The sequence below is a fragment of the Paraburkholderia sp. genome, assembly GCF_026225065.1.
GTDB lineage: Bacteria > Pseudomonadota > Gammaproteobacteria > Burkholderiales > Burkholderiaceae > Paraburkholderia.
Window position 1 is genome coordinate 1 of record NZ_JAMFSB010000201.1, and the last position, 12,213, is coordinate 12,213.

Below are 12,213 nucleotides of genomic sequence, written 5' to 3' on the forward strand. Positions count from 1 at the left end.
CCTTCGTGAAATACAGGTCGCCGCGCTTCTCGCCGTGATACTCGAGAATGTGCGTCTCGACGATCGAATCGACCGGGCAGCTTTCTTCGCAAAAACCGCAGAAGATGCATTTGGTCAGGTCGATGTCGTAACGCGTCGTACGGCGGGTGTTGTCCGCGCGCGTTTCCGATTCGATCGTGATGGCGAGCGCCGGGCATACCGCTTCGCACAGCTTGCAGGCGATGCAGCGCTCTTCGCCGTTCTCATAGCGGCGCAGTGCGTGCAGGCCGCGGAAACGCGGCGAAATCGGTGTCTTCTCTTCCGGAAACTGCACGGTGATTTTGCGCCGGAACGTATAACGTCCGGTCAGCGCGAGACCTTTGAGCAATTCCGTGAGGAAGAAGGTCTTGAAGAAGTTTTGGATTGCGGTCATAGGTTCATCCGCCCTTTATTTCCAGATATTCAACGGCGACATGATCCAGAAGCCGACTACGATCAGCCACACCACGCAGACCGGAATGAACACTTTCCAGCCCAGACGCATGATCTGGTCATAACGGTAGCGCGGGAATGTGGCGCGTGCCCAGATGAATATCGACAGCAGCAAGAACACTTTCAGCACCAGCCAGAAAATGCCCGGGATAAACGACAGGAAGCCGAACGGGGCACTCCAGCCGCCGAGGAACAGAGTCGATGCCAGCGCCGAGATCACGATCATGTTGATGTACTCGGCGAGGAAGAATAGCGCGAACGCCATCCCCGAGTAATCGATCATGTGACCCGCGACGATTTCTGACTCGCCTTCCACCACGTCGAACGGGTGGCGGTTCGTTTCAGCAATGCCCGAGATGAAGTAGACGACGAACATCGGCAACAGCGGCAGCCAGTTCCACGAGAGGAAGTTCAGGCCGTAGCTGGCGAAGATACCGCGTTCCTGCGAGCCGACGATGTCCGACAGGTTCAGGCTGCCGGAGGTCATCAGCACGACGACGAGCGCGAAGCCCATCGAGATTTCATACGAGACCATCTGCGCCGCGGCGCGCATCGCGCCGAGGAACGCATATTTCGAGTTCGAGGCCCAGCCAGCGAGAATCACGCCGTACACGCCGATCGACGAAATCGCCATCGCATACAACAGCCCCGCGTTGATGTCGCCGAGCACCGCGCCCGCCTGGAATGGAATCACCGCCCAGACCGCGAAGGCCGGCACCACCACCATGATCGGCGCGATCAGGTAGGTCCAGCGGCTCGCCTGCGCCGGCTGGATCACTTCTTTCAGCAACAGTTTCAGCACGTCGGCGATCGGCTGCAGCAAACCGGCCGGGCCCACGCGGTTCGGACCGAGACGCACGTGCATCCAGCCGATCAGCTTACGTTCCCAGAGGATCAGGTAAGCCACGCACAGCAGGATCGCGACGGCCACCACCAGGATGCGCACCAGTGCCCACACCGTGGGCCATGCCGCACCGAGAAGTTGAGTGCCGCCCGAGTTGATCGATTCGAACATTTACGCCTTCTCCACCAGCAGTTCACCGAACAGGCTGCCCAGCGCTGCACCGGCAGGCGTGGCCGCCGATACGCGGACGACTGTCTCCGCAAGATTTGCATCGCGCACGGCCGGCAATTGCACCGAGTGCTCACCCTGGCGCACGCGCACTGCGTCGCCGTCTTTCAAACCCAGCTTGTCGAACAGAGCGGCCGGCAAACCGACCGAGTTCGCCGCGCGTGCCGCTGCCGTCAGATGCAGCGATTCCGCACGACGCACCAGCGGGTCGGCGTGGTAGATCGGCACATCGGCGATGCGCTCGAACGCGCCTTCAGCTGCCTTCGGCGCTGCACCGCGTGCGATCGCGACGCCTGTCTTGTTCGACAGGCGTGCGCTCAGATCGGCGTCGCCGAGCGCTGCTGCGCGCACTTCTTCCGACGTATCGAATTCGAAACCCGGCACGCCGAGCAGGCTACCCAGCACGCGCAACACCTTCCATGCCGGACGCGTGTCGCCGAGCGGGCGTACTACGCCGTTGAAGCTTTGTACCGTGCCTTCGGCGCTGACGAACGTACCGGCTGTTTCCGTGAACGGCGAGATCGGCAACAGCACGTCGGCGTATTCCGCGCCGGTCTGGAACGGCGACAGCACGACGACCATTTCAGCCTGATTCAACGCGGCCAGTGCCTGCGCCGGGTTGACCGTGTCGAACTCCGGTTCGACGTTGAGCAGCACGTAACCCTTGCGCGGCTGTTCGAACACTTCGCGAGCGTTCAGGCCTCCCGCGCCCGGCAACGCGCCGACGAGGTGAGCGCCAACCGTGTTGGCCGCTTCCGTGAGGAAGCCGAGCTTTGCGCCGGTGGTGTCCGCAATCCATTGCGCTGCGGCATGAATACGGGCGAAATCCGGATGACGGACCGCGCCGTTGCCGAGCAGCACGAGGCGCAGTTCGCCCGCTGCGAGCGACGTTGCAACCTGCTTGTGCGCGTCGTTCGCTTGCGTGCCGGCAAATGCTTCCGGCAACGCCGCGCCACGTGCTTCCGAAACCGCGGCAGCGATACCGGCGATTTCATCGAGCCATGCGGACGGTGCGGCCACCACGCGTTGGGCTTGCGGGATCAGTGCATCGTCGTTCGTTGCTTGCACGAGGGTCAGCGCTGCGCCGCTCTTGGCGGCCTGGCGCAGACGCGCAGCCAGCAACGGATGATCACGACGCAGATCCGCGCCGATGACGATCGCCGCGTCGACGTTCGACAGATCGGCGATCTTCGTGCCGAGCCACGGCGTGCCATTCACAGGCGCCGAGAAATCCGACTGGCGCAGTCGGAAGTCGACGTTAGGTGTGCCGACCGCTTGCGCGAGTTGCTTGATGAGGAACAGTTCTTCGACGGTGCTATGCGGGCTCGCCAGTGCGGCGAGCGCTTCTGCGCCGTGATCGTCCTTGATGCCGTTCAGGCCCTTGACGACGTACTCAAGCGCGGTCTGCCAGTCGGTCTCGACCCACTTGCCGCCTTGCTTGAGCATCGGCTGCGTGAGGCGTTCCGGGCTGTTCAGGCCTTCGTACGAGAAACGGTCCTTGTCCGAGATCCAGCATTCGTTGATCGCTTCGTTCTCGAACGGCAGCACGCGCATCACGCGGTTGTTCTTGACCTGCACCACAAGGTTCGCGCCGACGGAATCGTGCGGGCTCACCGACTTGCGGCGCGACAGTTCCCACGTGCGGGCGCTGTAGCGGAACGGCTTGCTGGTGAGTGCGCCAACCGGGCACAGGTCGATCATGTTGCCCGACAGTTCGGAGTCGACCGTCTTGCCGACGAACGAGGTAATTTCCGAGTGCTCGCCGCGGCCCAGCATGCCCAGTTCCATCACGCCGGCCACTTCCTGACCGAAGCGGACGCAACGTGTGCAGTGGATGCAACGCGTCATCTCTTCCATCGAGATCAGCGGACCGACGTTCTTGTGGAATACCACGCGCTTTTCTTCGTTGTAGCGCGACGAAGATTTGCCGTAGCCCACCGCCAGATCCTGCAACTGGCATTCACCGCCCTGGTCGCAAATCGGGCAATCGAGCGGGTGGTTGATCAGCAGGAATTCCATCACGGCTTGCTGACCCTTCACGGCCTTGTCGGACTTCGTGCGCACGATCATGCCCGCCGACACCGGCGTGGCGCATGCAGGCACGGCCTTCGGCATCTTCTCGACATCGACCAGACACATCCGGCAATTGGCCGCAATCGACAGCTTCTTGTGATAGCAGAAGTGAGGAATGTACGTGTCGACCTTATGCGCAGCCTGGATCACCATGCTGCCTTCAGGCACCTCTACCTTCTTGCCGTCTATTTCAAGTTCAACCATGATGGTCAATCTTCCTTAACCTGTTACCGCTCAATCGTTCGCCCGTTCATCGCCACTTGGCGATGACCCCCGCGGTTGACGCTTCTGGTGAAGCGCCTTTTAGGCGGCCACCGTTTCCGAAGCCGTCGCTGCGCCGGCATGACCGCCCACGAGGCATTGCTTGTGGGCGACGTGATATTCGAATTCGTCCCAGTAGTGCTTGAGCATGCCGCGCACCGGCATGGCCGCTGCATCGCCGAGCGCGCAAATCGTGCGGCCCATGATGTTTTCAGCCACTGAGTTCAGCAGATCCAGATCTTCCGGGCGCCCCAGGCCGTGCTCGATACGGTGCACGACGCGATACAGCCAGCCTGTGCCTTCGCGGCACGGCGTGCACTGACCGCAGGACTCTTCGTAATAGAAGTACGACAGACGCAGCAGCGAACGAACCATGCAGCGCGTCTCGTCCATCACGATGACCGCGCCTGAACCAAGCATCGACCCCGCCTTGGCGATCGAGTCATAGTCCATGTCGGTATTCATCATCATCTCGCCCGGGATGACCGGTGCGGACGAGCCACCCGGAATCACGGCCTTGATCTTCTTGCCACCGCGCATGCCGCCAGCGAGTTCCAGCAGCTTCGCGAACGGCGTGCCGAGCGGCACTTCGTAATTGCCCGGAAGCTCAACGTCGCCGGACACCGAGAAGATCTTGGTGCCGCCGTTATTCGGCTTGCCGAGTTCAAGGTAAGTCTGCGGGCCAACCGTCAACAGGAACGGCACGGCCGCGAACGTTTCGGTGTTGTTGATGGTGGTCGGCTTGCCGTATACGCCAAAGCTCGCCGGGAACGGCGGCTTGAAGCGCGGCTGCCCCTTCTTGCCTTCCAGCGACTCGAGCAGCGCAGTTTCTTCGCCGCAGATATAGGCGCCGTAACCGTGGTGCGCATGCAACTGGAACGAGAAGCCCGAGCCCATGATGTTGTCGCCGAGGTAACCGGCACGGCGCGCTTCTTCCAGCGCTTCTTCGAAACGCCTGTACTCAGCGAAGATTTCACCGTGGATATAGTTGTAGCCCACCGTGATGCCCATCGCGTACGCGCCGATGGCCATGCCTTCGATCAGCGCATGCGGGTTCCAGCGCAGGATGTCGCGATCCTTGAACGTGCCCGGTTCGCCTTCGTCCGAATTACAGACGAGGTACTTCTGTCCCGGGAACTGACGCGGCATGAAGCTCCACTTCAGGCCGGTCGGGAAACCTGCACCGCCGCGGCCACGCAGACCCGACGCCTTGACTTCGGCAATCACCTGCTCGGGCGGGATTTTCTCTTCCAGAATACGGCGCAGCTGGACGTAACCGCCGCGCGCCGCATAGTCTTCGAGATGCCAGTTGTCGCCGTTCAGGCCAGCGAGAATCAGCGGTTTGATGTGACGATCGTGGAGAGACGTCATTTCGAGAGCTCCTCGAGCAGCTGATCGATCTTCGCGCGGCTCATGAAGCTGCACATGCGATGGTTGTTCACCAGCATCACTGGTGCATCGCCGCACGAGCCCATGCACTCGCCTTCTTTCAAGGTGAACTTGCCGTCTGCCGTGGTTTCGCCGAAGTCGATGCCGAGCTTCTGCTTCAGATATTCGGCAGCGCTTTCCGAGCCGCCATCCGGACCGAGCTGGCACGGCAGGTTCGTGCAGAGCGTGATCTTGTGCTTGCCGACCGGCGACGTCTCGTACATCGTGTAGAAGGTCGCCACCTCCTGCACGGCGACCGCCGGCATGCCGAGATAGTTCGCGACGAACTGCATGAGTTCGGGCGACAGCCAGCCATGCTCTTCCTGAGCGACGGCCAACGCTGACATCACGGCGGACTGTTTCTGATCGGCGGGATACTTCGTCAACGCGCGATCGATTTCTTTCAGGCCTTCAGCTGAGATCATTTTCAGACACGACTCTTTCAATTCCTACCGAACGAAAACCTGTCGCGTGCTACCTGTTGCGACAGACCCGGCGTTCCTTTGCTTGACGTGCGCCCCGCTGCAACTTCGACGCACACGCCACGATGAAAATCGCTCTTAACGATCGATTTCGCCAAACACGATGTCTTGCGTGCCGATGATCGTCACGGCGTCGGCGATCATGTGACCGCGCGCCATTTCGTCGAGCGCGGACAGATGCGCATAGCCCGGCGCGCGAATCTTCAGACGGTACGGCTTGTTCGCGCCATCCGAAATCAGATAGATGCCGAACTCGCCCTTCGGATGCTCGACAGCGGCATACGCCTCGCCTTCGGGCACATGGAAGCCTTCCGTGAAGAGCTTGAAATGGTGAATCAGCTCTTCCATGTTCGACTTCATGCCGACGCGCGACGGCGGCGCAATCTTGTGATTGTCGATCATTACGGGGCCCGGATTCTTCCGCAACCATTCAATGCACTGTTTCGCGATTCGAGTTGATTGACGCATTTCTTCGACGCGTACCAGGTAGCGGTCGTAACAATCGCCGTTCACGCCAACCGGAATATCGAAGTCCAGCTTGTCATAAACTTCATACGGCTGCTTCTTGCGCAGATCCCACTCGATGCCCGAACCGCGCAGCATCGCACCCGTCATGCCGAGTTGCAGCGCACGCTCCGGGGTGACCACGCCAATACCGACCAGACGTTGCTTCCAGATCCGGTTGTCCGTGAGCAGCGTTTCGTATTCGTCGACGCAATGCGGGAAACGGGCAAAGAAGTCGTCGATGAAGTCGAGCAACGAACCCTGGCGCGTCTCGTTCATCCTCGACAGCGCCTTCGCGTTACGAATCTTCGACGCCTTGTATTGCGGCATAGCGTCCGGCAGATCACGGTACACGCCACCCGGACGGTAGTACGCCGCGTGCATCCGGGCACCGGACACTGCTTCGTACACGTCCATCAGGTCTTCGCGTTCGCGGAACGCATACAGAAACACTGCCATCGCGCCGACGTCGAGCGCGTGCGAGCCGATCCACATCAGGTGGTTCAGCACACGCGTGATCTCGTCGAACAGCACGCGAATGTACTTTGCACGCACGGGCACGTCGATGCCGAGCAGCTTTTCGATCGCCATCACGTAGCCGTGCTCGTTGACCATCATCGACACGTAGTCGAGACGGTCCATGTACGGCACCGACTGGATGAACGTCTTGGTTTCCGCGAGCTTTTCAGTGGCGCGGTGCAGGAGGCCGATATGCGGGTCGGCGCGCTGGATCACTTCGCCGTCGAGTTCGAGCACGAGGCGCAGCACACCGTGCGCGGCCGGGTGCTGCGGACCGAAGTTGAGCGTGTAGTTTTTGATCTCTGCCATGGCGTTCTCTTAGTGTTTCAGACCGCCATAGCGATCCTCGCGGATCACGCGCGGCGTGATTTCCCGCGGCTCGATCGTCACAGGCTGATAGACGACGCGCTTCTCTTCCGGGTCGTAACGCATCTCGACGTAGCCGGAGATCGGGAAATCCTTGCGGAACGGGTGACCGATGAAACCGTAGTCGGTCAGAATGCGGCGCAGGTCTGGGTGACCCTCGAAGACGATGCCGTACAGGTCGAACGCTTCGCGCTCATACCAGTTGGCCGAACTCCAGATATCGACCACGGACGGGACCAGCGGAACATCGTCGTCCTGCGCGAACACGCGCACACGCAGACGCCAGTTGTTCGCCACCGACAGCAGATGCAGCACCGCCGCGAAACGCGGACCGTCATACGCACCGTCACCGTAGGTCTGGTAGTCGACGCCACACAGGTCGACCAGTTGCTCGAAGCGCAGCGACGAATCGTCGCGGAGGCGCGTCGCAATATCTTGATATTCTTTTGCACTCACGACGATCGTGAGCTCTCCGATCGCTTCGGTGACGCTCAGCAGGCGGCCGCTAAAGGCCGCCTCGATGTTCGCTTTCAGGGTCTCGAGTTTGCTTGCCATATTATGGGGGGGCTCTGGCCTTATTGACGGGCGATGGTGCTGGTACGACGGATCTTCGCTTGCAACTGGATCACGCCGTAGACCAGCGCTTCTGCGGTCGGCGGACAACCCGGCACGTAGACGTCGACCGGCACGATCCGGTCGCAGCCGCGCACCACCGAATACGAATAGTGGTAGTAGCCGCCGCCGTTCGCGCACGAGCCCATCGAGATCACCCAGCGCGGCTCGGCCATCTGATCGTAGACCTTGCGCAGAGCGGGCGCCATCTTGTTGCACAGCGTGCCGGCGACGATCATCACGTCCGACTGACGCGGACTCGGACGAAACACGACACCGAAGCGGTCGAGGTCATAACGGGCTGCACCCGCATGCATCATCTCGACCGCGCAACACGCAAGACCGAACGTCATCGGCCACAACGAGCCAGTGCGCGTCCAGTTGATCAGCTTGTCAGCCGTGGTGGTGACAAACCCTTCCTTCAAGACCCCTTCGATACTCATGTGCTTTCCACTCCAGACGGGGCGGCTAGCCTTGGCCGCCCACGCAAACCGGCGATTAATCCATCATTCCCAATCAAGGCCGCCCTTCTTCCAGATATAGGCGAAGCCCAGCAGGAACTCGAGCAGGAAAATCATCATTGCCATGAAGCCGGGCCAGCCGATGTCGCGCAGGGCCACGCCCCACGGAAACAGGAACGCGGTTTCAAGGTCGAAAATGATGAAGAGAATGGCGACGAGATAGTAGCGCACATCAAATTTCATGCGCGCATCTTCGAATGCTTCGAAGCCGCACTCGTATGGTGCGTTCTTCTCGGTATCGGGCCTGTTGGGACCGAGGAGCTTGCCAATACTGACCAGTGCTACGCCTAAACCAGTGCCCACCAGGAGGAACAACAAGACGGGGTAATAGGCTGCGAGGTTCAAGACTGTCCTCAATCGGTTGGTTCTGAGTGCCGCTGGGGGGAGACAAAACACCCAGCACGAAATCACTTCGGCGTGCTTGACGTTGCAAGCTTAACGCAAACACAAAGCCAGAAGCGACAATGCCAGCCGAAGCGATGCAAGCGGCTGGCATTAAGATAACATTGGTGCCGACGGCGAGACTCGAACTCGCACAGCTTTCGCCACTACCCCCTCAAGATAGCGTGTCTACCAATTTCACCACGTCGGCACTGTATGCAATCCGGGAAATAAACTTATATAACCCGCGAATCGCTTCAAGACTTGAATTGTAACTGGTTTAAACAGTTTGTTCAACGCACCACAGGCAGTTTTGCCGAAAATTTATTTCGGCACGTCCTGGCCCGGAGCCGACGCGGGAGCCGCCGGAAGAGCACCCGACGCACCAGCCGGAACTGCTGCCGACGAGCCTGAAACCGGAGCGGTCGCTACCGCGCCGAGCAAGCCTGCAGAAGGCTTCGCGTGATACGAGCCGAGATACGTCAGTGTCAAAGTGCTGACAAAAAAGATCGCTGCGAGCACCGCCGTGGTACGGGACAAAAAGTTCGCCGAACCCGTCGCACCGAACAGACTGCCCGACGCGCCGCTGCCAAAAGCAGCACCCATATCGGCGCCCTTACCGTGCTGCAGCAACACGAGGCCAATGACCCCAAGCGCCGACATCAACTGAACGACGATAATCAATGTTTTCAAAACCAGCATCACACTCACCTGAGTCTTTATTTAATCGCGTGGCACAAGGCGTGCCACACGCAATGGGTCTACCGCGCCCGGGCAACCTGCTTATTGCGTAACGCTCACGGCGCCAGCCGCCTTGCAGATTGCCAGGAAATCCTGGTCCTTCAACGACGCGCCGCCAATCAGGCCACCGTCGATATCCGGCTGACGGAACAACTCTTCCGCATTGCCCGGTTTCACGCTACCGCCGTACAGCAATGGTACGTCGGCAGCTGCAACACTTTTCGCTACGAGGCGCGCACGCAAAAACGCGTGAACGTCCTGCGCCTGCTGCGCCGTGGCGCTCTTGCCGCTGCCGATCGCCCAGACGGGCTCGTACGCGACGACGATACGCACCGCCTCTTGCGGCGACAGCTTCGCCAGCACTGCGTCCAGCTGCGCGCCGACCACCTGCTCGGTCTCGCCCGCATTGCGCTCTTCGAGCGTTTCGCCAACACAGACGATAGGGGTCAAACCGGCTTCGAGCACACGCTGCGCCTTGACGGCCACCAGTTCCGAACTTTCGCGATGATAGGCCCGACGCTCCGAGTGCCCGACGATCGCCAGCGACGCGTCGAAATCCACGGCCATCGGCGCAGCCACTTCACCTGTGTAGGCGCCCTGCGTGAAGGCAGAAACGTCCTGCACGCCCCACACAACGCGACTGCCGTCCAGCAGCGCCTGCGCCTGGGCAAGATACAGACCCGGCACACACACGCCAACCCGGACGCTCTCCGGCAGTTCGCCGGCGCCTCGCGCGACAGCCTCGAGCAGAACCGCGTTCTCGGCGAGCCGCCCGTGCATCTTCCAGTTACCGACTACCAGCTTCGCTCGTTGTTTCGACATCGTCTCGTCTAGTCGTTTCGTCTTGCGGCGGCGGACCCGGTTTGCGCCGAATTTGCACCTTGTTGCCCGCCCGTCGGAATCATGCGGCGCACGCAAAACACGCAATTTTACTGTGAGCAGGTGGATCGGGTCAAACTGCCCGCCCGCAAACCGCCCTTCTCACGCTCGGCCGGCGGCCTCAGCTACCTCTCAGGCAGTCCAACTCAGGCAGTCCAATCCAGCATGATCTTGCCGACGTGCGTACTGCTTTCCATCAACGCGTGTGCTTCGGCGGCCTGCGCCGCCGGAAACACCTTGTAGATCACCGGCTTGATATGGCCATCCTCGAGATGGGGCCACACCTTTTCCTTCAGTTGGGCCGCGATCTTCGCCTTGAACTCCACTGGCCGCGGACGCAGCGTCGAACCGGTCACCGTCAAGCGGCGGCGCATGATCTCGGGTAAATTCAGTTCCGCCTTCGCGCCACCCAGCGTCGCGATCAACACGATCCGGCCGCCGTCGGCCAACGCCGTCAGCTCGCGCGGCACGTAACTGCCCGCCACCATGTCGAGGATCACGTCCACGCCGCGGTCGTTCGTCAGCGACTTAAGAACCTCGACGAAATCCTCAGTTTTATAGTTGATGCCACGCTCTGCACCGAGCTGCTCGCAGGCACGGCACTTGTCATCGGACCCCGCGGTGGCGAACACGCGAAAGCCCAACGCATGGGCGATCTGGATGGCCGTCACACCAATGCCGCTCGAACCACCCTGCACCAGCAACGTTTCATTCGGCCCGCCCTCGCCCGCGCCCAGATGCGCGCGTTCGAACACATTGCTCCACACGGTAAAAAAAGTTTCCGGCAGCGAAGCCGCTTCGATATCCGAGAGCCCCTTGGGCACCGGCAGACATTGGGCGAGCGGCGCCACCGCATATTCGGCGTAACCGCCGCCAGCCAGCAACGCACACACACGATCGCCAATCTTCAGACCGAACGGATTGTGCTTCTCGTCGAGCGTCCCGCCGACGATTTCACCCGCCACCTCCAGCCCCGGCAGGTCCGACGCCCCCGGCGGCGGCGCATAACCGCCCTTGCGCTGGAAAACGTCCGGACGATTCACGCCCGAGGCCGCCACCTTGATCAGCACCTCACCCGCTTTCGGCTGCGGCGTGGGCCGCTCAGCGAGTTTCAAGACGTCCGGCGCGCCGAATTCGGTAATTTCGATCGCTTTCATCTGCGTCACCTCCAAGGTTTGGATTGGACTGCAAACCCGACCTTAGCCCAGTTTGCAGTGCGATCCACCCTGCATGAAAAACGGCCGGCGCGCATTCACGCTGCCGGCCGTTTCCTACCTTACCGCATTACTGCGGAGTCGGTTCGCCTTGCGGTGCACCCGACCCGGCATCGTTCAGCAACGCCTTGGCCGACAAGCGCACGCGGCCCTTCTCGTCCGTCTGGATGACCTTGACCTTCACCTGCTGACCGTCCTTCAGATAGTCGTTGATGTCCTTGATACGCTCGTTGGCGATCTCGGAGATGTGCAGCAGACCATCCTTGCCCGGCAGGATGTTCACGATCGCGCCGAAATCGAGCAGCTTGAGCACGGTGCCTTCGTAGACCTGGCCCACTTCGACTTCCAGCGTGATGTTCTCGATACGCTTCTTCGCTTCGGCCATACCTTCGCTGCTAGTGCTGGCGATGGTGACGACGCCGTCGTCCGAAATATCGATCGTCGTGCCGGTTTCTTCGGTCAACGCGCGGATCACCGAACCACCCTTGCCGATCACGTCACGGATCTTTTCCGGATTGATCTTGATGGTGATCATGCGCGGTGCGAATTCCGACAGTTGCGTGTTCGCGCCTGACACAGCCGAGGTCATCTTGCCGAGAATGTGCAGACGGCCTTCCTTCGCTTGCGCGAGGGCGACCTGCATGATTTCCTTGGTGATGCCCTGGATCTTGATGTCCATTTGCAGCGCG

Annotated in this window: 13 protein-coding genes and 1 tRNA gene; all 14 read right to left on the reverse strand. The window is 60.9% G+C overall.

Translation table 11 applies throughout. From position 1 onward, the window contains the following. Positions 1-412 (reverse strand): NADH-quinone oxidoreductase subunit NuoI (gene nuoI / locus M0954_RS14750; RefSeq protein ID WP_297353986.1); only part of this gene is annotated, 412 nt, incomplete at its 3' end. A gap of 15 nt (positions 413-427) precedes the next feature. After that, positions 428-1,486: an NADH-quinone oxidoreductase subunit NuoH gene (gene nuoH / locus M0954_RS14755; protein WP_122154084.1), complete on the reverse strand. Its 1,059-nt coding sequence runs from the start codon at positions 1,484-1,486 to the stop codon at positions 428-430. Beyond that, positions 1,487-3,820, reverse strand: coding sequence for an NADH-quinone oxidoreductase subunit NuoG (nuoG, locus tag M0954_RS14760; protein WP_297353988.1), 2,334 nt, complete (start codon positions 3,818-3,820; stop codon positions 1,487-1,489). 99 nt (positions 3,821-3,919) lie between these two features. Then, positions 3,920-5,248 (reverse strand): NADH-quinone oxidoreductase subunit NuoF, encoded by a 1,329-nt coding sequence (nuoF, locus tag M0954_RS14765; RefSeq protein ID WP_122154082.1) that lies wholly within the window; start codon positions 5,246-5,248, stop codon positions 3,920-3,922. After that, a complete protein-coding gene (gene nuoE / locus M0954_RS14770) occupies positions 5,245-5,730 on the reverse strand; it encodes an NADH-quinone oxidoreductase subunit NuoE (protein WP_122154081.1) in 486 nt (161 codons plus the stop codon). The genes nuoF and nuoE overlap by 4 nt, the downstream gene beginning before the upstream one ends. Positions 5,731-5,865: 135 nt before the next feature. Then, the gene (locus M0954_RS14775; RefSeq protein WP_122154080.1) at positions 5,866-7,119 is read right to left on the reverse strand and encodes an NADH-quinone oxidoreductase subunit D; all 1,254 of its coding nucleotides are present in this window, start codon (positions 7,117-7,119) and stop codon (positions 5,866-5,868) included. Between the two features lie 9 nt (positions 7,120-7,128). After that, positions 7,129-7,731, reverse strand: coding sequence for an NADH-quinone oxidoreductase subunit C (locus M0954_RS14780; RefSeq protein WP_122154079.1), 603 nt, complete (start codon positions 7,729-7,731; stop codon positions 7,129-7,131). A 20-nt stretch (positions 7,732-7,751) separates the two neighbouring features. After that, positions 7,752-8,231 carry an NADH-quinone oxidoreductase subunit B family protein gene (locus tag M0954_RS14785; RefSeq protein WP_027819582.1) on the reverse strand — a complete coding sequence of 160 codons (480 nt, stop codon included), beginning with the start codon at positions 8,229-8,231 and terminating at the stop codon, positions 7,752-7,754. Between the two features lie 63 nt (positions 8,232-8,294). Further along, positions 8,295-8,654, reverse strand: coding sequence for an NADH-quinone oxidoreductase subunit A (locus M0954_RS14790; RefSeq protein ID WP_122154078.1), 360 nt, complete (start codon positions 8,652-8,654; stop codon positions 8,295-8,297). A gap of 162 nt (positions 8,655-8,816) precedes the next feature. After that, a tRNA-Leu gene (locus M0954_RS14795) sits at positions 8,817-8,901 on the reverse strand. Between the two features lie 113 nt (positions 8,902-9,014). Next, positions 9,015-9,392, reverse strand: coding sequence for a preprotein translocase subunit SecG (gene secG / locus M0954_RS14800; RefSeq protein ID WP_122154077.1), 378 nt, complete (start codon positions 9,390-9,392; stop codon positions 9,015-9,017). An 81-nt stretch (positions 9,393-9,473) separates the two neighbouring features. Then, positions 9,474-10,253: a triose-phosphate isomerase gene (gene tpiA / locus M0954_RS14805; protein ID WP_122154076.1), complete on the reverse strand. Its 780-nt coding sequence runs from the start codon at positions 10,251-10,253 to the stop codon at positions 9,474-9,476. Positions 10,254-10,456: 203 nt separating this feature from the next. Continuing rightward, complete coding sequence (locus tag M0954_RS14810; RefSeq protein WP_123384467.1) at positions 10,457-11,467, reverse strand: NAD(P)H-quinone oxidoreductase; 1,011 nt, start codon at positions 11,465-11,467, stop codon at positions 10,457-10,459. Positions 11,468-11,594: 127 nt separating this feature from the next. Beyond that, the coding region (locus M0954_RS14815; protein WP_297353990.1) for a S1 RNA-binding domain-containing protein at positions 11,595-12,213 on the reverse strand (619 nt) is incomplete at its 5' end.